The organism is Siminovitchia fortis, from assembly GCF_007681465.1.
GTDB lineage: Bacteria > Bacillota > Bacilli > Bacillales > Bacillaceae_C > Siminovitchia > Siminovitchia fortis.
On the sequence record NZ_VEKZ01000061.1, the window covers coordinates 1 to 22,561 of the forward strand.

Annotated in this window: 22 protein-coding genes; 19 read left to right on the plus strand and 3 right to left on the minus strand. The window is 42.9% G+C overall.

Features of this window, described 5'->3' with window-relative positions; all coding sequences use genetic code 11:
• Positions 1-135: 135 nt before the first annotated feature.
• The 8 genes from FS666_RS15975 (at position 136) to FS666_RS16010 (ending at position 11,770) form a co-directional block, all read left to right on the plus strand.
• Entirely contained in the window at positions 136-426 is a 291-nt protein-coding gene (locus FS666_RS15975) for a DUF5316 domain-containing protein (protein ID WP_120073747.1), read from the plus strand.
• A 97-nt stretch (positions 427-523) separates the two neighbouring features.
• Positions 524-1,591 carry a dual-specificity RNA methyltransferase RlmN gene (gene rlmN / locus FS666_RS15980; protein WP_120073745.1) on the plus strand — a complete coding sequence of 356 codons (1,068 nt, stop codon included), beginning with the start codon at positions 524-526 and terminating at the stop codon, positions 1,589-1,591.
• 170 nt (positions 1,592-1,761) lie between these two features.
• Positions 1,762-3,312, plus strand: a complete 1,551-nt coding sequence (locus FS666_RS15985; RefSeq protein ID WP_186306591.1) for an NAD(P)H-hydrate dehydratase — start codon at positions 1,762-1,764, stop codon at positions 3,310-3,312.
• Between the two features lie 159 nt (positions 3,313-3,471).
• Positions 3,472-4,884: a sigma-54 interaction domain-containing protein gene (locus FS666_RS15990; protein ID WP_144463369.1), complete on the plus strand. Its 1,413-nt coding sequence runs from the start codon at positions 3,472-3,474 to the stop codon at positions 4,882-4,884.
• A 276-nt stretch (positions 4,885-5,160) separates the two neighbouring features.
• Positions 5,161-6,660, plus strand: coding sequence for an aminotransferase class I/II-fold pyridoxal phosphate-dependent enzyme (locus FS666_RS15995; protein ID WP_144463366.1), 1,500 nt, complete (start codon positions 5,161-5,163; stop codon positions 6,658-6,660).
• A gap of 159 nt (positions 6,661-6,819) precedes the next feature.
• Positions 6,820-8,355, plus strand: a complete 1,536-nt coding sequence (locus FS666_RS16000; RefSeq protein ID WP_244943936.1) for an amino acid permease — start codon at positions 6,820-6,822, stop codon at positions 8,353-8,355.
• A 192-nt stretch (positions 8,356-8,547) separates the two neighbouring features.
• Positions 8,548-9,990, plus strand: coding sequence for a 4-hydroxyphenylacetate 3-monooxygenase, oxygenase component (gene hpaB / locus FS666_RS16005; RefSeq protein WP_144463365.1), 1,443 nt, complete (start codon positions 8,548-8,550; stop codon positions 9,988-9,990).
• Between the two features lie 286 nt (positions 9,991-10,276).
• A complete protein-coding gene (locus FS666_RS16010) occupies positions 10,277-11,770 on the plus strand; it encodes an aminotransferase class I/II-fold pyridoxal phosphate-dependent enzyme (protein WP_144463364.1) in 1,494 nt (497 codons plus the stop codon).
• 36 nt (positions 11,771-11,806) lie between these two features.
• Here the strand turns inward: FS666_RS16010 and FS666_RS16015 are convergent, their stop codons facing one another.
• On the minus strand, positions 11,807-12,433 hold the full coding sequence (locus FS666_RS16015; RefSeq protein ID WP_144463362.1) for an aspartate/glutamate racemase family protein: 627 nt from the start codon (positions 12,431-12,433) through the stop codon (positions 11,807-11,809).
• A gap of 269 nt (positions 12,434-12,702) precedes the next feature.
• Here FS666_RS16015 and FS666_RS16020 point away from each other — a divergent pair, with 269 nt between their 5' ends.
• The 11 genes from FS666_RS16020 to FS666_RS16070 all read left to right on the plus strand — a co-directional run bounded on the left by FS666_RS16020 (position 12,703) and on the right by FS666_RS16070 (position 21,154).
• Entirely contained in the window at positions 12,703-13,002 is a 300-nt protein-coding gene (locus tag FS666_RS16020) for a hypothetical protein (protein WP_144463360.1), read from the plus strand.
• Between the two features lie 84 nt (positions 13,003-13,086).
• The gene (locus FS666_RS16025; protein WP_260842232.1) at positions 13,087-13,512 is read left to right on the plus strand and encodes a UPF0158 family protein; all 426 of its coding nucleotides are present in this window, start codon (positions 13,087-13,089) and stop codon (positions 13,510-13,512) included.
• 113 nt (positions 13,513-13,625) lie between these two features.
• Entirely contained in the window at positions 13,626-14,258 is a 633-nt protein-coding gene (locus FS666_RS16030; RefSeq protein WP_144463356.1) for a phosphatase PAP2 family protein, read from the plus strand.
• A 130-nt stretch (positions 14,259-14,388) separates the two neighbouring features.
• Positions 14,389-14,691, plus strand: a complete 303-nt coding sequence (locus FS666_RS16035) for a protein YxiS (RefSeq protein ID WP_144463355.1) — start codon at positions 14,389-14,391, stop codon at positions 14,689-14,691.
• A gap of 13 nt (positions 14,692-14,704) precedes the next feature.
• Positions 14,705-15,649, plus strand: coding sequence for an ATP-binding protein (locus FS666_RS16040; protein WP_144463353.1), 945 nt, complete (start codon positions 14,705-14,707; stop codon positions 15,647-15,649).
• Between the two features lie 13 nt (positions 15,650-15,662).
• Positions 15,663-16,541, plus strand: coding sequence for a tetratricopeptide repeat protein (locus FS666_RS16045; protein WP_144463350.1), 879 nt, complete (start codon positions 15,663-15,665; stop codon positions 16,539-16,541).
• Between the two features lie 14 nt (positions 16,542-16,555).
• Positions 16,556-17,497, plus strand: coding sequence for a threonine ammonia-lyase (locus FS666_RS16050; RefSeq protein WP_144463348.1), 942 nt, complete (start codon positions 16,556-16,558; stop codon positions 17,495-17,497).
• Positions 17,498-17,509: 12 nt separating this feature from the next.
• Positions 17,510-18,070, plus strand: coding sequence for a flavodoxin family protein (locus FS666_RS16055; protein ID WP_144463346.1), 561 nt, complete (start codon positions 17,510-17,512; stop codon positions 18,068-18,070).
• Between the two features lie 288 nt (positions 18,071-18,358).
• The gene (locus FS666_RS16060) at positions 18,359-20,092 is read left to right on the plus strand and encodes a sulfate adenylyltransferase (RefSeq protein WP_144463344.1); all 1,734 of its coding nucleotides are present in this window, start codon (positions 18,359-18,361) and stop codon (positions 20,090-20,092) included.
• 191 nt (positions 20,093-20,283) lie between these two features.
• Positions 20,284-20,664, plus strand: coding sequence for a hypothetical protein (locus tag FS666_RS16065; protein ID WP_144463342.1), 381 nt, complete (start codon positions 20,284-20,286; stop codon positions 20,662-20,664).
• The gene (locus tag FS666_RS16070) at positions 20,654-21,154 is read left to right on the plus strand and encodes an endolytic transglycosylase MltG (protein ID WP_144463341.1); all 501 of its coding nucleotides are present in this window, start codon (positions 20,654-20,656) and stop codon (positions 21,152-21,154) included. The genes FS666_RS16065 and FS666_RS16070 overlap by 11 nt, the downstream gene beginning before the upstream one ends.
• A 36-nt stretch (positions 21,155-21,190) precedes the next feature.
• Here FS666_RS16070 and FS666_RS16075 read toward each other — a convergent pair whose 3' ends face one another.
• Together FS666_RS16075 and FS666_RS20080 are read right to left on the minus strand one after the other, a co-directional pair.
• Positions 21,191-22,303: a CAP domain-containing protein gene (locus FS666_RS16075; RefSeq protein ID WP_144463339.1), complete on the minus strand. Its 1,113-nt coding sequence runs from the start codon at positions 22,301-22,303 to the stop codon at positions 21,191-21,193.
• Positions 22,304-22,310: 7 nt separating this feature from the next.
• On the minus strand, positions 22,311-22,561 hold a 251-nt coding region (locus FS666_RS20080; protein WP_222119378.1), incomplete at its 5' end, for a hypothetical protein.

Below are 22,561 nucleotides of genomic sequence, written 5' to 3' on the forward strand. Positions count from 1 at the left end.
TACCGCATATAGGGCATTTTTTACCTCTATTTTTCAAAGCTTTCACCACCAGTATTAGTTTTTGGCATGTCAATTTTATTATAGTTGAAACAAAGCTGTTCTGCAGGCGTATATAAAATAAAAGGGGGAGAGGCATTGAAATATTTCTTGATGGGGATTCTCTTGTCCGCGGTTTCGGCTTTGTTCAGTTTGGCACTATGGGGGATAGATACGGCTGTCAAAGTTACTGGAGGGATTGGGCTGCTTTTCCTTGTCCTAAGCATGATTTCACTGGGAACGATGGTGAGCGGTGACCGGGCAAGGGCCAACTTTGCTTCTGAATCAATGGCGGAAAGGCATGAAAGAACGATTGTCAGTGCGAGATTGTTTTTCATTGGACTGCCTAATCTAATAGTGGCTGGATGCTTCCTCTATTTTTTTAACTAACCCCGTTTGGAGTCAGACCCCAAAAATAGGTTGTTTCCTTGTTTCTATGCTAGTATTATAATAACAGCATGGATCTATTTGAAATGAGGGTTTTCAATTGAAGAAATCAATTTATGGCTTAACGATAGACCAATTGACAGACTGGCTTGTAGAGCACGGACAGAAAAAATTCCGTGCACAGCAAGTCTGGGACTGGTTATATACAAAGAGGGTAGACAGTTTTTCAGAGATGAAAAATGTCAATAAAGACTGTCTGGAATTATTGGATGAACATTTCGCCATTCAAACACTGAAGCAGGCGGTAAAACAGGAATCCGAGGATGGGACCATCAAATTTTTATTTGAGCTGGAAGACGGCAACCTCATTGAGACCGTCTTAATGAGCTTCCATTACGGACTATCTGTATGTGTGACAACGCAGGTCGGCTGCAATATCGGCTGCAGCTTCTGTGCCAGCGGATTGTTGAAGAAGAACCGCGACTTAAACAGCGGAGAAATTGTCGGCCAAATTATGCAGGTGCAAAAATTTCTGGATGGGCGCGGCCAAGACGAACGGGTGAGCCATATTGTAGTCATGGGAATCGGAGAACCGTTTGACAATTACACAAACTTGATGAATTTCCTAAGAGTCGTCAACGATCCGAAAGGATTGGCAATCGGCGCAAGGCATATTACAGTATCAACAAGCGGCCTTGCCCATAAAATTTATGACTTCGCAGATGAAAATTTGCAAGTCAATCTTGCCTTATCACTGCATGCTCCTAACGATGAACTGCGTACGCAGATTATGAAAATCAACAGGGCTTTTCCGATAGCCAAGCTGATGGAGGCACTTGATTATTATTTGGATAAAACGAATCGACGGGTTACGATAGAGTATATCTTATTAAAAGACGTCAACGACCATCAGAAAGAAGCCTTGGAGTTGGCCAGACTCCTTGAAAAGAGAAGGCATCTTACGTACGTAAACCTGATACCGTACAACCCGGTCGATGAGCACGGACAGTATCAGCGAAGTGAACCGGAGGCCATTCGTACATTCTTTGATACGTTAAAGAAAAAAGGGATCCATTGCGGTGTCAGAATGGAGCTGGGAACCGATATAGATGCGGCGTGCGGGCAATTAAGAAGCAAGCAGATCAAAAAAAGAAAATCGGCAGTTTAACATTTGAAAAGAGCGGATGATCACAGGATCATTCCTTTTTTTATGGTTGAATATTGAAGCACTCTGCATCCTAAAATACTTCTCCCATAGAGGATCATGCGTTTATTCTGGAATTTCATCCCCAAGATTGTTAAATTAATGATAATCCATTACGTTACGGGGGAATGCCTATGTTTGCAGCCGACCGGAAAGATATGCAGCAAATGGACCAATATACAATAGAGACAATTGGCCTTCCCGGTGTTGTACTGATGGAAAATGCCGGCGCCAAAGTGGTGCATGAGATAACAGGTCATCTAACTTCTGAAAAACCTAAAATAATTGTAGTGGCCGGTTCCGGGAATAACGGAGGCGATGGATTTGTCATCGCCAGGCGCCTTCATGATGAAGGATTTGATTGTCTCCTTTGCCTCGCAGCTGACCCGGAGCGCATAAAAGGAGATGCCAAGATTCATTTCAATGTTTACCTTAACCGCGGCCTTCCCATACGGTACATTCGTCAAAACCCAAAAAGGGATCTTCCCAGAATACTGGAACAGGCAGATGTTATTGTTGACGCCATCTTGGGGACGGGGGCAAATGGACCGGTCAGGGAGCCCTTTGATGAAATCATTTCAATGATAAACGAAATCGGCAAAGATAAAATGATTATTTCGGTAGACATTCCCTCAGGTTTAAACAGTGACAGCGGCAAAGTGGACGATCTTGCAATCAAGGCCGATAAAACAATCACTTTTATTTACCCAAAAAAGGGGTTTTTCTTACAGGACGGCCCCAAATATGTTGGAAGATGGAAGGCAGTCGATATTTCTGTTCCGCTTTCCATCGTCAAAAACATCGGCTTGAACATGCCAACAGTAATGACGGAAGCGCTTGTAAAAGATTTGGTGCCGAAAAGGCCCATCGACGGGCATAAGGGAACGTTTGGACATGTTCTCGTACTGGGAGGATCACGCCAATATGTCGGTGCCCCGCTGTTTACGGCAAAAAGCGCACTGTTTTCCGGGGCTGGGCTTGTTACGCTGGCCGTTCCAGATAATATTTATCCGATGGCCGCAGCACAAGTGCCAGCAGCCTTATTTTCCCCTCTTTCCGAAACAAATGGCCATTTTTCAGACCACTCAGTTCATGAGATTGCCTCGAGGTTTAATGAGTTTGATGTGGTCGCTGTCGGTCCGGGGATGAGCAGATTTCCGAAAGGGGAAAAATGGATGGAAACCTTATTTCAATCCCTTTCGGGCCAAACGGTCGTAGTCGATGCGGATGCTCTGTATTTGTCCCGGAACCATTTGGAATTACTAAAAAAGTATAAAGGGGATATCATTTTTACACCCCATCCGGGAGAGATGGCAGGTTTATTGAGCACGGATGTCAGGGATGTGGAGTCGGACCGAATTGAACATGCCCAAGAGTTTGCAAAAAAATATGGGATTCATTTATTGTTAAAAGGCCATCGCTCCATCATCGCGTCTCCGCAAGGAGAAATCTTTATTAATCCTGCCGGCCATGATGCCCTCGGCAAAGGAGGCAGCGGGGATGTCCTGACGGGGTTGATCGCATCATTCGCCGCCCAGGGAGCCCGGCCTTTGGACGCAATGACGGCAGCAAGCTATTTACATGCGAGAGCTGGAGAAGAAATGGCGAAAAAATATTCCCGTTATGGGGTTGCCGCACCCGATCTGATCCAAGGAGTGCGTGAATATTTGAATCGTCTCGGATAGATATGGTGGATTGCGGGCAATTGAACCTTTAAGTGGGTGATTTCCATTTTAAAATATCATATAATAATAGGGTGCCGAATATCCGGCACCTATTCGACAAAAATCCGGCACATCTTTTAGAGTAATAGGCCTACGGTAAAGGAGCCGATTTCCGTGCTATTGAATTTGACAGACACGAAAGATAAGGAAATTCTCCATGCAATTTTAAGTACGATTGATGAAGGGATCCATGCGGTCGATGCACACGGTGTAACTATTTTTTATAACCATGTGGCAGCGAAGCTTGATGGTGTGGAAGGGGAAGAGGTGCTCGGAAAACATGTGCTCGATGTATTTCCTTCCTTGACAGTCGAAACCAGTACATTATTAAAAGTCATCCATACAGGAAAACCCATCCATAACGAGCATCAATCATACTATAATATACGTGGAATGTTGATTGATACGGTCAATACTACACTTCCCATCATCGTAGATGGGGAAATAGTCGGAGCTGTTGAAATTGCCAAAGACGTGACAAGAATCAAGCAGTTGTCAGAAAAGCTGCTTGATCTGCAGGCTAAGGTGGAACCCGCCGGCGGCAAGCCGCAATCTGCAAAAGGCGAGTCAGGAGCCAAGTATCAGTTAATGGACATTATCACAAATGATCTTTCTTTCAAACAACTAAAAGAAAAAGCGGCCAAAGTCGCCCAAACATCATCACCCATATTAATATATGGAGAAACGGGAACCGGAAAGGAATTGTTCGTTCAGGCAATCCATAATGCATCGCCCCGCAAATCCGCTCCATTCATTGCGCAAAATTGTGCGGCGATCCCGTCATCACTTTTGGAAGGGATCCTGTTCGGAACGTCAAAAGGCAGCTATACGGGTGCCACAGACCGTCCCGGATTGTTTGAAATTGCAAATGGGGGAACATTGTTCCTTGATGAAATCAATTCCATGCCGCTCGATATTCAGGCAAAACTGTTAAGGGTGCTTGAAAACGGACTCATACGCAGGGTGGGAGGTACGAAAGAGAATCCCGTGAATGTCCGGATCATTGCCGCCATGAATGAACCGGCAGAAAAATGCATAGAGGAAAAAACATTGCGCCCAGACCTGTATTACCGCTTAAATGTGGTCAATTTGAACATTCCGCCTCTTCGGGAAAGAAAAGGTGATATTGCATTGCTGGCGGAACATTTTGTACGTAAATATAATTTTCAATTCGGCAAGCTGGTTACACAAATCAATGAAGATGTGTTGGATTTGTTTCATGCCTATGCCTGGCCGGGCAATGTCCGCGAGCTGGAGCATGCCATCGAATCTGCCATGAACATCATGGATGGACATACAATCACCAAAGAACATATTCCGCAGCATATCGCAGCTTTTGACGGTTCATCCTATAACGTAATGAACAGCACTCAACTTATTCCGCTGAGGGAAGCTTTGATGGAGACGGAAAAAAATTTGATCACAGAAGCGTTAAGAAAAACCGGCGGGAATATACAGCAAGCTGCAAAATTATTGAATATTCCCCGTCAAACACTGCAATATAAGCTGACAAAAATAAATGACGACAAATGAACCGCCGAATATTCGGCGGTTTTATATTTTGCAGGAAGATAGTTCTCTGTCATAAAAGTCTGCTTTTTAATGATAAACCTATGATATGAACGGGTTTCCAAGTATTTCATTTAAAAAGATATTGCGCTGGCACAAAAATTGCAATATATTTAACTGAGCTCCACGAAAGAAGCGAAACCTTTAAATGGCATCATTTGCAAACGGTGTCAATTTTCTTCTTTTTAACATGGATTCTCTTAACTAAAACAGATAGAAAAGATTGGAGGAGAAGCTGTTATGAGTATAGACATTTCGCAAGTTGAAAAATTGATGAACAAAAAATCAAACCATTCCAAAGCCCCGCTTTATGAGGCACTTTGCCAATATGAAGAAAGCAAAAGAACGTCCATGCACGTTCCTGGCCACAAAGATGGAAGGGTTTTCGACCAAAAAGGTTATGATCATTTCTATGATGTATTAAAAATAGATGCTACCGAATCTGTAGGAATAGACGATCTGCATCATCCGACAGATTTCATTGCCGAGGCGCAGGCTCTCGCAGCAGAGGCATTCGGTTCTGACCATACTTTTTTCCTAGTTGGAGGCAGCACGATTGGAAATATTGGAGCGGCCCTTACATTATGCGGGCCTGGAGACAAGATCCTTGTTCAGCGCAATATGCACAAATCGGTATTCCATGGTTTGCTTCTGGCAGGCGCTCACCCGGTTTACATTGCGCCGGCGATTGAATCCACGACAAAAGCAGCCATGGTTTCGGATATCTTTTATATTGAAGAGGCTTTGAAACAGCATCCGGATGCAAAAGCCGTCTGGATTACGAATCCAAACTACTACGGCATGAGCCAAAATGTTTCGCAATTGGCTGAAACCTGCCATCAAGCAGGTATTCCTTTAATCGTTGATGAAGCCCATGGAGCCCATTTCGGACAGTCTGAATCGGTTCCTCCGTCTGCACTTTCCCAAGGCGCCGATCTCGTTGTTCAATCCACCCATAAAATGCTGACAGCGATGACGATGGCATCTATGCTTCACGTAAAGGGTGATCTGATCAACCGCGAGCGTTTGGCACAAGTACTCGGCATGATCCAGTCGACCAGTCCGTCTTATCCATTACTTGCATCATTGGACCTTGCCAGAAGGTATTTGGTTGAAAAGGGAAGAGATGAACTTAAACAAACGGTGGATCGTTTGGAAAAAAGAAGAATGCGTCTTGCCGATGAATTAGAGACACTTGCCATTTGGGAAGGAAGCATCGAAGTTCATAGTAGGGACCCATTAAAATGGATCATTTCGTGCAAAGATGAAACGGTGACAGGATACCAATTGCTTGATTTTTTCTATGAAGAAGGCTGCACCGCAGAAATAAGCGACCCCCGCAATATCGTCTTCTTGTTTTCACTGAATGAAAAGGGAGAGGATATCGAAAAAGTGGTGGATGCAATTAAAGCCATTGACAAGAAATTAAAGCAGATGGAATTCACTAAGCAGGAGACAAAAGAGATCGTTCTCTTCGCTGAAGAAGGGACACTGCAAAAGCCGGCATTATCCTTGGGGACGGCATTTCACAAGCCGCGCCATCGCATGAAGCTGGAAGAAGCAGTAGGTTCGTACTGTGCGGAGACAGTTCTTCCTTACCCTCCGGGAATTCCGCTTCTGACACCAGGTGAAGAAATAACGCAAACCCACGTGGATACAATCAGGCAGCTCCATGAAATGGGCGCTTACTTCCAAAGTCCGTCAGATGAGACTATGGAAACAATTTATGTGATAAAATAGTGAGGTATCCCAGCCGCGGTTAGAGAAGCGGCTGGTTTCTCTTAAAAAATTTCGAAACGGGTTTTGAATGAGGGAAGTCAAAGTTACTCCTTCAAACAAACAACAAATAATGGGAGGATAAACCCATTAGACACCACGTAAAAGGAGGAACTCGTATTTATGCAAAATCATGCCGCCGAACAATCTTTTATTGCAAAAAATGAAACAGGCAACGTGGATGCAGGCCAGCCTCCACAAGAATTAAAAAGGAAATTAAAGTCAAGGCATCTAACGATGATCGCTCTTGGCGGCACAATTGGGACCGGTTTATTCCTCGCCAGCGGAACAGCTATTCATACTGCCGGGCCCGGCGGGGCACTTCTTGCCTATGGAGCAATCGGGATTATGGTTTATTTTGTCATGGTCAGTCTTGCGGAAATGTCCGCATTCATGCCTGTAGCCGGTTCGTTCAGCACCTACGGAACCCGTTTTGTCGATCCTGCATTAGGGTTCGCCCTGGGTTGGAACTATTGGTATAACTGGGCCATTACGATAGCTTCCGAATTGGCAGCGGTTACTTTAATCATGAAATTCTGGTTTCCCGACAGTCCTTCCATCCTTTGGAGCGGCCTCTGTTTAGGGATTATTTTTCTATTAAACTATCTTTCTGTCAAAGGCTTCGGAGAATCTGAATATTGGTTTTCCATGATCAAAGTTGTAACCGTTATTGTTTTCTTGATTGTCGGTGTCCTAATGATTTTTGGGATCATGGGCGGAGAGTTCATCGGATTTAAAAACTTCCATGTCGGCGAAGGGCCTTTCAATGGCGGATTCATGACAATTTTGGGGATATTCATGGCAGCGGGATACTCTTTCCAGGGAACTGAGCTATTCGGAGTGGCAGCCGGCGAAACGGACAACCCTGCCAAATCCATTCCGAAAGCTGTCCGGTCGGTTTTTTGGCGGATTCTTCTGTTCTATATTTTCGCCATCTTAGTCATCAGCTTGATCATTCCGTATACAACAGAAAGTTTGGCAAGCGAAGATGTGACCGTAAGCCCTTTCACGCTTGTATTTGATCAGGCAGGTGTCGCTTTTGCCGCCTCTGTCATGAATGCGATCATTTTAACTTCCGTGATGTCTGCCGGAAGCTCCGGGTTGTATGCTTCTACCCGGATGTTATGGGATTTGGCAAGGGAAGGGAAAGCTCCAAAGTTTTTTGGTCGGCTTGATAAAAGAGGCGTACCTGTCCGGGCGTTGGTTGCCACCTCATTGGTCGGCTGCCTTGCATTCCTTGCTTCCTTTTTTGGGGACGGAGCCGTCTACATTTGGCTTTTGAATGCATCAGGGATGTCAGGGTTTATTGCGTGGGTAGGCATCTCGCTCAGCCATTATCGGTTCCGCCGGGCGTACGTTGCCCAAGGAAGAAGTCTGGATGATCTTCCGTACAAGGCAAAATGGTTCCCATTTGGACCTCTGTTTGCCCTTGCTCTTTGTATCTTTGTCATACTTGGCCAAAACTACAGTGCATTTACAAGCGGTTCGATAGACTGGAACGGCGCGCTAGTCTCCTATATCGGGCTTCCTTTGTTCATCGCTGTATGGCTGGGGTATAAAATTATTAAGAAAACTAAGGTTGTTCCATTGAAGGAATGTGACTTCAGCACAGCCGAAAGAACCGGCGAAAATCGGCCTGGAGATATGAAGCTAAAATAGGTACAGCCCTGCATTTAAAGCCGCAATCTTGATTTCAATCAAAGATTGCGGCTCTTTTTCGTCTAACTACATCTGCGTGGGACTAAATTTCGCTTTTTGCTCCTTAAAATACAGAATAAACGAATTCCAGATCCAATAAAATGAAAACAACCGCAGATTAATTGATACGGTGCCAACAGAAGGAGTGAGAAAATGGGAACCATTGCCGGGAAAGATTTTATCGCCCGTTTAAACAGATTGGACATGGAAATTTGGTTTGATGGCATTAAGATTGAAGGGAAAATTTCTGAACACCCCGCTTTCAAGGGAGTCATTCAGACGATATCATCACTTTATGATATGCAAAACGACCCTAAGATAAAAGATGAGATGACTTTTTCCATTCAAGGGAAAAAAGAGTCGGTTGGATTGTCCTACTTGCAGCCAAAGACTAAACAGGATCTAAAAAGAAGGAGAAAAATGATCGAACACTGGGCCCGGCACACTCACGGAATGATCGGAAGAAGCCCGGATTATATGAATACTGCCATTATGAGCTATGCAGCTTCTGCCCCTTTGTTAAAAGGAAGAAATAATTGCTTTCCTGAAAATATCCAGTCATTATATGAAAGAGCCATGAAGAAAGATTTGTCATTTACCCACACTTTTATTACTCCTCAAATCAATCGTTCCCAGCTCAATTTAGGTTTTTCAAAGGATCCCATTTCAGCCAAAGTAATTGAAAAAAATAAAAAGGGGCTTGTCATTAAAGGGGCACGTCTTCTGGCAACGCAGGGAGGAATGACTGACGAGGTATTGGTTTACACCGCTCCCAGATTTTTCTTTGATCCAGATGAAGCCTTTGCCTTTTCCATTCCTTCCGATACAAAAGGCCTTAAATTCATCTGCAGGGAATCATTTGTTGGCGGGGATTCTTTTTTTAATCACCCCCTCAGTTCCCAATATGAAGAAATGGATTCAATCGTTGTATTTGATTACGTATTGGTTCCTTGGGAAAAGGTATTTTTCTACGATAATGTTGATGCTGCAACGGATTTAAAGCTGCGCAGTTCTTTTTACTCTTTTGCCTATCACCAAGTGATTACCAGACAAATAGCAAAAACAGAGTTCATCCTCGGTGTCGCCCAATCAATGGTCGAAACGATCAATGTGGACGAATATCTGCATATCCAAGATAAACTTTCAGAAATCATCGTCGGGCTTGAGACAATGAAAGCTTTGCTGGAGAAATCGGAAAATGATGCGGAGTTGGACGAATTTGGGATTATGCGTCCAAGTATGATTCCATTGCAGGTTGCCGGAAATGTATTCCCGAAAGTTTACCCCCGTTTTTGTGAGATTATCCAATTGATAGGAGCCAGCGGGATGGTAACATTGCCTACCGAAAATGACTTTGACAGTAATATTGCTGCAGATCTTGAAAAGTATCTAAGGGGAGAAAGCAGATCCGCTCCGGATAGAGTAAAGCTATTCCGTTTGGCATGGGATCTGACAATGAGCCCGTTTGGAACAAGACAAATTCAGTATGAAAGGTATTTTTTCGGCGATCCTGTACGATTATCGACCTATTTATATAAAAATTACCCAAAAGATTACCCTATTGATATAGTCGACAAATTTCTTAAAAATAAATAGTTTTAGAAATAACCCCAATTGACTATATTGAAAAGTTATAATAATATCGATTTACATTCTTTTGATGAATATTGCGCACTCCTCTTAAAAAGAGGATTTTTATTTTACTGTTATTCAAAGTCAATTTTTAGAAAATGAGCAACCCAAGTGAAAAAAGGGAGGGTAGCATGAGCAGATTGGAAGCCTTACGAACGGCAGATGCATTCAGTATTTTTATAAATATGCTAAAATGCTCCATGTAAGCGAATACATATGACAGGTATTAACAATGAATGGGGGAACGTGTATGAATATGATAAAAACTTCTGTACCGAAATTAAATAAATTGAACCACTCTAAAGCTCCGCTTTATGAGGCGCTTTGTTTATACGAAGAGACAAACCGCACTTCCATGCACGTGCCGGGGCACAAAGACGGGCGTGTTTTTGACAAAGATGCCCAGCATCATTTTTCCAATATATTAAAAATTGATGCGACTTGTATAAAAGGAATTGATGACCTTCATCAGCCAACCGACTCAATCCTGGAAGCACAGAACTTAGCAGCCGATGCTTTTGGGGCTGACTATACATTCTTTCTCGTTGGAGGAAGTACAATCGGAAATCTGGGAGTTGCACTGACGATTTGCAGCCCTGGAGACAAAATACTCGTTCAGAGGAATATGCATAAGTCAGTATTTAACGGACTGCTTCTTGCCGGCGCCCATCCGATTTACATAGCTCCCGCCATTGAGTCTGTTACAAAAGCGGCGATGGTACCGGATCTCCATCATTTTGAAGAAGCATTGGCTGAAAATCCCGATGTAAAAGGGATATGGGTGACAAACCCGAATTATTATGGAATGAGCCAGGACATTTCCCGATTGGCGGAGGTTTGCAGGCAGGCTGGAGTTCCGTTAATTGTTGACGAGGCACACGGCGCTCATTTCGGCCAAGCTGATGAAGTTCCCCCTTCAGCCCTTTCAATGGGGGCAAATCTTGTGGTCCAATCCACCCATAAGATGCTGACATCCATGCATATGTCTTCCATGCTTCATGTTAAAGGAGACATTGTAGATCGGGAGCGGTTGGCAAGGGTGCTGGGAATGATCCAGTCAACAAGCCCGTCGTATTTGCTGCTTGGCTCACTCGATCTTGCCAGAAGATATTTGGTGGAACGCGGAAGGGACCATTTAAAAGATACGGTTCAAAGATTGGAAAGAAGAAGGGAAGAGCTGACAAAAGAACTTAAGTCACTATCGATTTGGGCAGGAAGCGCAGAGGTCCAACGCAGGGATCCGCTTAAATGGATCATCGCCCCCAAAGATGAATCTGTATCCGGATACCACCTGCTCGACCTTTTTTATGACCAGGGGGCTGTGGCAGAAATCGGCGATCCCCGCAATATCGTCTTTTTATTTTCCTTAAATGAAAAAGAAGAAGATATTGATAAAGTTGTAGAGGCCGTTAAAGCGATTGATCAAAAGTTGCAGGAGCTTTCTGTGATTCCTCATGAGAAAAAGGACATTATTATGTTTGAAGAGGAAGGGAGAGTATATGAGCCGAAAATGAGCCTGCAAGATGCCTTTCACAGGCCGCGCCACAAAGTAAAACTGGAAGATGCCATCGGATCTTTGTGCGGCGAAACAGTCCTGCCCTATCCTCCCGGCATCCCGCTTCTGAATCCGGGTGAGAAAATTACAAAAAGGCATGTAGATTCAATCAAACAACTGCACGAAATGGGCGCATATTTCCAGAGCCCTTCTGATGATTCGATGGAAACTTTGTATATAATTAAATGATACTTTAAAGCCAGGCGACAAAAATGCCCGGCTTTCCTATAACAGTGACTTTAAATGCAGGACAGTTTCTTTTGCCGCGGTTAATATCGGGAGCTCAAGATTGATTTGGCTTGCAATATGCTCCATGCTGTATTGGGAAAGCACTATGACATCCACCTGATCGTTTATTTCATTGATCATAGTCAGCACCCGGGAATCATGTTCTGCCAATTTCCCTTTTGAGAGGAGGTGGATTGCCCCATCATCCACCTTTGAAAGTATTTCGATATCAGGGCTCTGTCTCTTTAAATAATTGCTTAAAGCGATGGGTGTCTCCTTAACGGTCGAAATAAGGCCAACCTTTTTATATTTCAGTGCTTTATCGAGCATTGCCTGATCTGAACGGAAAATCGGAACTTGGAAAACCGGCCGCAATACGTCAACCGCATCGTTGAACGCAGAACATGTCAGTTGGATGACATCCACTTTTGATTTGACTGCCAGCCTGCACAAGTCTATGAATCGATCAATCATTTCTTTTGTTAATAATCCGTCTCTTTCCATCATGTTTAACAGATCTGAATCCAATAAATGGACATATTCAATCTCAGGGGCATATTTTTCAAAGGCTTGTTCAATAGGCTGGATAGAATTCTTCGTGGCGGAAATGAGGGCTGCTTTCATCGAATCACCTCTGATTTGTAAACTGCTGTCATTTAATTATAGCTCAACTATTGTATGATAGAGTTATATTTTATCTTTGGATTAAAAGATTGGCGATTTATATGTATAATGGAAAAAAAGCCAAAGGACCACGAAGAAAACGGATGAAACGGACAAGCCGGGTGCAGCATGTCAAAAATACAAAATGACTGGAAAAATATGAAGGCAAAAACTTAATCAAAGGGTATTGCAAAAGGTTTTGTGTTGATGAGTTATGCGCATTAACCGAAATGGAAATGCTTGGTTATAAGGTTTCCGGGAAAGAAAGACAAAAAGCAATAAAAGCCATGGAAGCCAGAAAAACGCAAAAGCTTAAAAAGAAAGAAAAACGAGAAAGAGAACAGAAGGAATATGAGGAAATATACAGTGATGAGCCATTCTATTTCATAGCAGGTTATACAGAAAATGGTGTGCCGTTTGGAATTACCCACAAGGAGATGGAAACGGACCTCTCTGAAACTGCTCAAAAAAATAACGAAAATGGAATGTTTTTGATGAAGATTCCGTTTTATAATAAAAGTAACATTTAAATAAAATGCGGAAAAAAGAACAGATCGATAGCGGGGTGCAAGAAAATAAAAGCAAAAGTTAAATTAAGTGATGTTATTGATGGAATGGAAATGCAGTCTGATGAAAGCAATACCTTTATTAATCTGAAGACAGGAGATATCGTGGCGGTTGATAATACGGCACTCCGAAAAGCTGAAGACGATGAACCTTATGATCATTTACCGGATTGGCAGCAAGAGGAAATGAAAACGGCTATAGATATTTTGGAGAATGAAGAAAACTATGTTCCACTGCCTTCCCAATTTGATATCCATGAATATAGTATGATGGAAAATTTTTGTTACTCTCTGCCAGATGAGGACATTGGAAACGAACTGCTTTCCTCTATAAGGGGAAAGGGTGCGTTCAGAAGATTTAAGGAAAAAATTTATTATTTAGGTTTGGAAGACAAATGGTATCAGTTCCGTGATCAATGTTATAAAGACATTGCAATTGAATGGTGCGAGAATCATGACATCGAATATTTTTAGCTAAAAATGAAAACTTAAAGGACTGCTCATGGAATTTTCCCGCAGTCCTGAAGATTAATCTAAAGAAAACGGGACACACCATTCACAATGGATAGGATATTAAGGTGTTTTCAATGTTAAATGAAAAGCAGCTCAGGAATGTTCTGTTTTTTGCAGTGCTGTCGTTTATAAGCTTCTGCACCATGGCACTCCTTGTTAAGGATCAGAGATTATATGGCTTTGATCATACAATTATTCACTTTATTCAGGGGTTCGAGTCACAGCGGCTCACCGTAGTCATGAAGTTTTTTACTAAAATAGGATCATTTCCATCCATAATGGCAGTTTTTTTGCTTGTATTGCTCATTTTGGGTGTTTATAAAAGCAAGGTGAAAATGCTCATATTCGGGGCAGTGGTGCTGGCAACACCGTTAATAAATGAGATGTTAAAACTGTTATTCCAACGGGTCCGGCCAAATTTACACCGCTTGATCGAAATAGGCGGTTACAGCTTTCCGAGCGGGCATTCAATGAATGCCGTTTCGCTTTACGGCGTTCTTGTTTATCTTCTTTGGAGCCATGTTCCAGGCAAGGTTGGACGTACAGTCTTAATCATTATCAGCGCTTTATTTATTTTTATGATTGGAATAAGCAGAATTTATTTAGGGGTCCATTATCCAAGTGATGTCATTGCAGGATATCTTGCCAGCAGCTTCTGGCTGTGCGCAGCCATTTGGTTTTTTCATAAATATTTAAGAAGAACGTGAGAAAAGTTTGTACAAGTTATGTACAAATTTTATTGAATCGAATTGAACAATAATCTAATATTATTTTTAGAGGAGGAGCATAAAATCACTATCTGCTCCTCTTTTTACATATCAATAAAGGAGCAACACCATGAGTTCAAATGAGTTGGAAAAGAAAATCATCGAGAGCTACCGCAAAGATGAGAAAATGATGATACTCGTATTTGCGCAGTGGTGCATCAATCATGACCTGGATCCAGAACAATTGTATAAAAAAGCTTATCCGGAACAGCCGGAAAATGCAGCTTTGAAAGAGGCAATGGAATTGACGGTGCCAAAGGAAGAAGCCGGAGACATACCGAATGACACATTGCTCGGAGTGCTTTCAATGTTCGGGAATGAGGATTTGGCTTTTCTTGTATCGGAGGAAATACAAAGAATAGATAGCCTTTAAGGGGGTGGGCTCAATGTCCAATGATGAAGAAAAAAAGAATAAGCTTAAAGTGATTCAATTTGACAAACATAAAAACACACTCGTTGAATCGCTGCAGCCGCAGGAAACGTTCGACGATGTCGGCGGATTGGAAGACGTTAAAAAGAAAATCCGGATGAACTTTATTTTGCCGCTGCAAAATCCTGAATTCTTCAAAGCTTATGGCAAAGAGGCCGGCGGGAGCCTCCTTTTATACGGACCGCCAGGCTGCGGGAAAACCTTTCTGGCAAAAGCCATAGCAGGGGAAATCAACGCCAATTTTTTACATATGGAATTACAGGCAATTTTATCGATGTATGTTGGACAAAGTGAGCATAACCTTCATGACTTTTTTGAAAAAGCACGTGAGCAAAAGCCTTGTGTCCTATTCATCGATGAATTGGATGCACTTGGAGGCAGCAGACAAAATATGAGACATCACCATGAGAGGATGCTTGTCAATCAATTGCTCATAGAGCTTGATGGGCTCAATTCCCACAACAATGGAGTTTACGTCATCGGAGCAACAAATACCCCATGGTATTTGGATCCGGCTTTAAGAAGACCCGGACGGTTCAATCAATTGATTTTTATCCCGCCTCCGAGTGAGCAGGAACGGGAACTGATCTTAAAATTGAAGGTGAAAGATAAACCGCAGGCTAAGCTGAATTTTAAAAAATATGCCGGCAAATCTCAGCATTTTTCCGGTGCGGATCTAGAGCAGCTTGTAAATGATTCGATTGAATCGGCACTTCAACGTTCTTTGGAGACGGGTGAATTGCAGCCTCTGACTGACAATGATATCACTCAAGCTCTAAAAGGAAGAAAGCCAACAACTCTTGAATGGTTTTCCACAGCAAAAAACTATGCGACATTCAGTGACGTCAATAAAGATTATCAGCATGTGCTGGAGTATATCAAGGATAATAAAATTCGATAGGATGTGAGTTACGTTGAATGAAAGTCTCCAATACTCACAGTTTGAAAGGGTGGCCCAGCTGCTTGAATGGAATCGATATCAAGATTCCATCAAAGAAGCAGAAACGTATATACAAATGTATCCGGATGATCCGGACGGCTATGCATTGATGGGAAAAATCTTTTTGGAGATGGATGAATATAAGAAGGCTCTTCACTGGACCGAAGAAGCACTGAAAAAAGATCCCGAAAATCCATTGGCGTGGGAAGTCAGGGCAGGAACCTTCTATACCCAGCAGAATTGGAAGGCTGCCAGGAAAACGATCGGGGAAGCGATCAGCCTATTTCCCGAAAACAGCTATTATTATTTTTTGGACGGGAATATTTACAATCAACAGGGAAAGTTTCAAAAGGCGGAGAAAAGCTTTGAGCACGCGTTGCGCTTAGAGCCGCATAATGCATTATATCTTGCCAATTACAGCTATGTTCAGAGCTTGCTGGGGAATAAGCAGCTTTCAATTGAAACGGAAATGCACTCATTGGAAGCGGATCCTGAAAATCCATTGATTTTTTTATATTTGGCCTGGGCAGCAGATCAAAGGGGAGATAATGAAAAAGCGCTCGATTTTTTGGAGAATGCTGTTCGCCTGGATCCTGATAATCCGCAAACACGCAGCGAATACCTTGAAGTTTTGCAAAAACAATACAAAATTTACCGTTTTTTTCTGCTGCCGTCAAAGCTCTTTTCAAAGCTTAAACCGTGGGCTGCCATTCTGCTTTGGATTTTTCTATGGATTGTTTTCAAGCCCCTGGTCCTCTTATTTATCATTTTATATGCCGCAGCGCATTGGGGCACCAAATTGATTGTCAATTACAGAGTTTTCGGCACTGTTTTTGTGAAAAATAAAAAATAAAGGGAGCACACTGTATGATTGATTTGAACTTGATCCGGGAAGCCCGGGAAAGAATAGGCGGCATTGTAAAAAAGACTCCGGTGATGACTTCAGAAACGATTTCCAAAGACTTTGGCAATGAATTGTTCTTCAAATGTGAGCATCTGCAAAAAACAGGCGCATTTAAAATCCGCGGCGCTTCTAACAAAGTCATACAGGAATTTCAGAGAAACACCAAACATGTGATTGCCGCCTCATCCGGAAATCATGGCCAGGCCGTGGCATACATAGCCAATCAACTGGAAATTTGTTCTACTATTGTCGTCCCTGAAGATGCTGCCGCATGCAAAAGGGACGCCATTAAGGCTTATAACGGAAATATCGAAGTTTGCGGGACGACATCGGAAGAACGAATTGAAAGAGCCAAACAAATAAGTGAAGACGGAAAAGCTGTATTTATTCCCCCTTACGATGACCCTTTTATTATGGCAGGGCAGGGAACCGCCGGGTTGGAAATTGTGGAGCAGGTTGATGATATTGATGAGGTATACGTCCCCATAGGAGGAGGCGGTCTGATATCAGGCGTGGCCACCGCCATTAAAGAGTCGAACCCGGGGATTCGGGTCATCGGGGTGGAGCCGGCCATCGCAAACGATACCTATTTATCATTTAAGCAAGGGAAAAGATTCAATATTGGAGGAAGTATTACGATAGCTGACGGATTAAGAACTTCCATTCCGGGCGAGCTGACTTTCCCGGTTGTTCAACGTTATGTGGATGATATCGTACTAGTTGACGAGGAATCAATCAAAAAGGCTTTTATCTATGTATTAACGAGGATGAAGCAGGTGATTGAACCTTCGGGAGCGGTCTCTGTTGCGGGAGCGATGAAAAGAAATCCTGGAAGCAAACGGATTGTTGCGCTTATTTCAGGCGGAAACGTTGATACAGATTTCATTCCAAAATTATTGAAATAGGGAGGGGTTTTTATGGCCAAAGTAGTCGTGTTGTATGGAAGCAGCAGAACAACAAGCAATACGGAACTTTTGACAAAAAAAGCCATTGCCGGATTGGATGCAAAAGAAATTTATTTAAGGGATTTTACGGTCAAACCGATAGTGGATGGCCGTCATACAGAGCATGGATTTGATGAAGTGGATGATGATTATGACACGATCATTAAGCAGGTTGAACAAAGCGATATTATTCTTTTTTCAACACCGATTTACTGGTACAGCATGTCAGGTTTGATGAAAAATTTCATTGATCGCTGGTCGCAAACTTTAAGGGATCCGAAGTTTCCGGATTTCAAGAAGAACATGAGCGGGAAGAAAGCCTATGTGCTGGCTGTTGGAGGAGACGAACCTCATATGAAAGGCCTGGCGATGATTGACCAATTCCGGTGGATCTTTCAATTTGTCGGGATGTCATTCGCAGGGTATATTATCGGGGAAGGCAATAAACCGGAAGATATTTTACAGGATGAGATGGCGCTGCTTTCCGCTAAAAAATTAAACAAGGAGCTTAAAGCTATAAAAGCTGCATACTAAGACCATGCAGGTGCTTTTCTATTATTAATTTTCTTGTAATTTAAACGTGGTGATTATATAATAAATCCATATCTGTTATACAACAATGTTGTTTCCCTGATCGACAAGACCGTACGACTCTCTTTTTATCGAAAAAACCATTCAAATTTGTAAAAGCGTTTACAAAAAATTTAATAAAACCATATACATAATGACAGGAAGTAAAATTTCGTAGGTTAATAGATTGGAGTCGATTTGGGGATAAACTCATTGGAGAAAACTGTTAGAAGAAATGGGAGGAAGAGGAGCATGGAACAAAAAGTTGTAATCCCGGAAGCCGGAAAATTTGCCAACTATCCGCAGCAGCCCCATGGCGGAAAGCTGGTTGACAGGGTATTAAAAGGGAAAGAACGGGAAGAAGAACTGTTCAGGGCCAGGCAGCTGCCAACCATTATGGTTGATTTGGAAGCTGTGATTACACTGGAAATGATCGCTACGGGGGTTCTGTCACCGAATGAGGGTTTTATGAATGAGGAGGACTATAAATCCGTACTGTATGAAGGCCGGTTGAAAAATGGGGTGGTCTGGCCGGTTCCCCTCAGCTTTGCGCCAATCGGAAACCGAAATAAAGAGGTGGTTGCATCCCTTTCCATCGGAGATGAAGTTGCATTGGCCGATGAAAGCAAAGAGCCGGTTGCCATCCTGAAAATTGAAGATCTTTTCGCATATAACAAAGAAGAGCGTGCTGCCCAGCTTTTTGGAACTACGGATCGGAATCACCCGGGCGTAGATTCGATCTTCCGAAGGATGGGGGACGTTGCGTTAGGGGGTCCCATTTCACTTTTGCGCCGGGTCGATTGGGGGCCATTCGAAAAAATTCGCTTGGAGCCCAATGATACTTGGAGAATTTTTTATGAAGAAAAGAAATTCCGCTCAGTAGGCGGTTTCATTACCGGTGCGAATCCGCTTCACAGGGGACATGAGTATATTCACAAGAACGCACTGGAGACGATCGATGGTTTATTGGTCCAGCCTCTTGTCGAAATGGCCAAACGGGAATATACGAGAAATGAATTTCGTATGCTCTCCTACCGCAGTGTCTTGGATACTTATTATCCAAAAGAACGTGTATCCCTCGCGCCATTAAGGGTCACATACATTTTTGCGGGGCCGCGGGAAACCGTCTTGCATGCTCTGATCATGAAAAACTTCGGCTGTACCCACGCACTAATTGGACGAGACCATGCCGGTGTCGGCGATTTTTACGATAAGTACGCAAGCCATTCGATATTCGACGAGTTTTCTCCAGATGAATTAGGCATTGATGTCCAGTTGTACCATGAAGTCTTTTATTGCACACGCTGTTCAAATCATGCGACTGAGAAGACCTGTTCCCATGATGAGCGCTTCAGGCTGAAAATTTCCGGAACGGGCATCCGGGAAATGCTCCGTCATGGAATTATGCCGCCAAAGGAGATTGTCCGCCCGGAATCAAGCAGGATTGCCATGCAGGGGATCCAGCCTAAAGGACTGGATGAGAATCAGAAGTCTATTGCGCCGGTGGGCAAAACGATTAAAAGCATGTTTCCGTTTTATCTGGAAGCAACAAGGCTCGGCGGCACATACCGGCGCGAGAAGCTGACACCTGAGGAGTTGACCATACATGATTTGGAGGCAGCAACAATGGATGTCCGTTCGAATGCTGATCGTATTTATCAGGACATCTATGAAGAATATACGTATGTCGGGGATGCAGATCGCGACATGCAGAGACAGTGGGTAACAGAAGCCCGTGAAGCTTTGCGCAACCAGCAGGAAATGGTTGTTGAAGACTTGGAAGAAAAAGTAAAGCAGGCTCCGGAAAAAGCTTCCGACGAATTTTTATATCAGGATAAAGATGAATCGCAGCGGGAGCTCGAAGTTGCCAAAAAAATTCTTGCAGATATTCCTCCGGCATTGCGTGCTGATGAACTGGAATATCGCGTTTGGAATCCGCTTCCATACAACCGCTACCGCGGCAGTGATGAACCTGAAGAAAAATAATAAACTGGTATCAGCCTCGATGCACCCTCGCATGTTAAGCGGGGGTTTTCAATGTGTCCCTTTAACAGGAGAAATTTACAAAATATACCCGACTTTGGTCATATTTCCACCGATACGGTCGAAAAATTTTGCCTGTGGTTGTATAATTAGTAGCTGGAATAAATTAAAAATGGAGAGGGGACCCAATTTTGATGGAATGGACATTGGGAGGTTTGTTTGCAGCCTCTGCCTTATTGCTCATTATATCGGGAATCAAAGGACGCAAGGCCTCCAAGGAAAAGATGAAAGAGCTTGATTTAATTCATGTATCAACGATGAATGAGATAAGAGATATACGGGAATCAATCCGTAACATGGAGCTTGATATAGAGATCATTATGAAGGAATCGGGCATTCGGCTTTCATCGAAGGAAAGAATTCTGATGCGTGAAGTGTTGGATTTGTATAATCGGAAATATTCAATCGAAAACATAGCAGCTGAAAAAAATGTGTCCGAAAATGAAATCAGGAAAATGATAGCTCCTTACATAGCAGGAAAGGAAGAAAGGGGCAGGGTTGCAAATGAGATTTAATCCATTGGCCAGTTTTGCAGCCGGAATTTTCCTGGCTGCCGCTGTCTGCAGTGCGGCATATTTTTCAGTTAAAAGTGAAGCTTCCAAAGCTCCGGCAAAAACAACAGAAAAAGAAATAGTTACGGAAAATGAGCCATCTGAAGCAGAAATGATAGCCGGCCTTGAGTCCTCCGGCTATATTGTCCAGACTGTTGAAGAATATAATAAAAAAATGGAAGAGGCAAAAGCAGAAGCTGCTGATAAAGAAAAAGCGGCAGAAGACAAAGCAGAGGATAAAAAAGTCGTTTACCGGGTAGTAATCAATGTTACGGACGGCATGACCAGTATTGATGTGGGAAAAATGCTGGTGAAGGCCAAAATTGTTGATGATGCTTTTAAATTCTCAAAGGCTGTTGAGAAGAAAAAAGTGGAAAACAAATTGCGCCCCGGGTCCTATGAAGTGGACAGTGATATGTCGCAGGACGAGGTCATTGCAGCGATATTTAAATAAAGGGAAAAAGCGCCATAAGCTGGAATTGGCGCTTTTTTATTTTCCAATGAAGTTTTCCGTATAAAAAGGCCTTGATTCAGAGTCAAAGGCTACTCCGACTCCAAGAGAGTTATATTCCGGGCTCAAAATGTTTTTGCGATGGCCCATGGAGTTCATCAGGCCTTCATGCGCGAAAATACTGCTTACCTGGCCGGATGCAATGTTTTCTCCCGCCGCCCTATAGGCGATATGATCGCGATCCATACGGTCAAAAGGGGATAACCCGTCTAAACTTTCATGACTGAAGTAACTTTTTTCGGCCATATCGGTGCTATGTCCGCGCGCCGTCACTTTTACATGATCATCCCAGGATAAAACCGGGAGGCCGTGTTTCACTCTTGCAGCATTGGTGAGGTCAAATAATTGATACTCGAATCCTTCTTCCAATTCTTCACTGCCGGGAGCAAAGAATTCTTTCTTCTCCTGCTCAAGGCCGGTGCTGATGATTTGTAAAGCTGTCACAGTATCATTTTTATGTTTATCAAAAAACACAGTAACATAGCAATGATCCATTTCATAAATGTTATATTCGCCACTGGCCTGAACTTGGTACATGACGAATCCTTTTCTGATCCCTTTAACAGGCTCTCCGAGCTTTTGGACAACAGATTCCTTTGACTCATTTAGCTTAATTCCGTTTTTTGATGAAACCAAGTCCTGGTTTGTATATAATCCGGCAACTTTCCCCTGGTCGTCATAAGCAGCCATGAAGAAGTTTTGATAGTTTTCATGATAGGCGTACCATTTGACTCCATATTCATTGTAGGAGGCCCGCTTCGCTTTGCCGGCCTGCTTTTCTACTTCAGCTTTTGTATCGCCAATCTCAATATTATGAACTGAAAACGTTTGTTCCTCAGGCGTTTTTAATGAAGGGATCTCCACTTGTTCCTGAGTCTCAATCTCTTTAAGCTCGCCTTTCAAAGATTGATATCCTTCTTGCAATTTAGCAATGATATTGGAAACCTCAGGCCGTTTTGTTATAGACTCAGAATACGAGCGTAAGGAGTCCGCCATGGAATGGACGGATGTAACCACCTGCTCATTTCCTTGCTTATATAAAATGAATCCTACAATGAGCAGGCATATAAGCAATGTTCTAAAAAATTTCAAATAGGATTCACTCCTTCTGGTGTTGTTGAATTTTTGTCCTATATGAATATTGTATATTGTTAATCATGGAAATGGAAACGGCAAGGGGGTGGAAGATAAAGGATATGAAGAAGGGAACTGAAATGTGACCATTTATATTGAAAATACGTCTAATTAAGGAAATGCGCCCGATTGTCGGATTATCTGATCGTGCTATTGTAACTGCTAAGCTAAATTGAACAGTTTTTGCTCGATAGAAATGAACACTTTCCGCCCATA

What these genes read in the sequence shown, in the direction of transcription:
- FS666_RS16000 (WP_244943936.1), top strand. Translation starts at nt 6,820, where the DNA reads ATGCAAAATCATGCCGCCGAACAATCTTTTATTGCAAAAAATGAAACA.
- FS666_RS16070 (WP_144463341.1), top strand. Translation starts at nt 20,654, where the DNA reads ATGAGATTTAATCCATTGGCCAGTTTTGCAGCCGGAATTTTCCTGGCT.
- FS666_RS16030 (WP_144463356.1), top strand. Translation starts at nt 13,626, where the DNA reads ATGTTAAATGAAAAGCAGCTCAGGAATGTTCTGTTTTTTGCAGTGCTG.
- FS666_RS15985 (WP_186306591.1), top strand. Translation starts at nt 1,762, where the DNA reads ATGTTTGCAGCCGACCGGAAAGATATGCAGCAAATGGACCAATATACA.
- FS666_RS16010 (WP_144463364.1), top strand. Translation starts at nt 10,277, where the DNA reads ATGAATATGATAAAAACTTCTGTACCGAAATTAAATAAATTGAACCAC.
- FS666_RS16025 (WP_260842232.1), top strand. Translation starts at nt 13,087, where the DNA reads ATGGAAATGCAGTCTGATGAAAGCAATACCTTTATTAATCTGAAGACA.
- FS666_RS15995 (WP_144463366.1), top strand. Translation starts at nt 5,161, where the DNA reads ATGAGTATAGACATTTCGCAAGTTGAAAAATTGATGAACAAAAAATCA.
- FS666_RS16065 (WP_144463342.1), top strand. Translation starts at nt 20,284, where the DNA reads ATGGAATGGACATTGGGAGGTTTGTTTGCAGCCTCTGCCTTATTGCTC.
- FS666_RS16050 (WP_144463348.1), top strand. Translation starts at nt 16,556, where the DNA reads ATGATTGATTTGAACTTGATCCGGGAAGCCCGGGAAAGAATAGGCGGC.
- FS666_RS16020 (WP_144463360.1), top strand. Translation starts at nt 12,703, where the DNA reads ATGGAAATGCTTGGTTATAAGGTTTCCGGGAAAGAAAGACAAAAAGCA.
- FS666_RS16055 (WP_144463346.1), top strand. Translation starts at nt 17,510, where the DNA reads ATGGCCAAAGTAGTCGTGTTGTATGGAAGCAGCAGAACAACAAGCAAT.
- hpaB (WP_144463365.1), top strand. Translation starts at nt 8,548, where the DNA reads ATGGGAACCATTGCCGGGAAAGATTTTATCGCCCGTTTAAACAGATTG.
- FS666_RS16035 (WP_144463355.1), top strand. Translation starts at nt 14,389, where the DNA reads ATGAGTTCAAATGAGTTGGAAAAGAAAATCATCGAGAGCTACCGCAAA.
- FS666_RS16015 (WP_144463362.1), bottom strand. Translation starts at nt 12,433, where the DNA reads ATGAAAGCAGCCCTCATTTCCGCCACGAAGAATTCTATCCAGCCTATT.
- FS666_RS16060 (WP_144463344.1), top strand. Translation starts at nt 18,359, where the DNA reads ATGGAACAAAAAGTTGTAATCCCGGAAGCCGGAAAATTTGCCAACTAT.
- FS666_RS16040 (WP_144463353.1), top strand. Translation starts at nt 14,705, where the DNA reads ATGTCCAATGATGAAGAAAAAAAGAATAAGCTTAAAGTGATTCAATTT.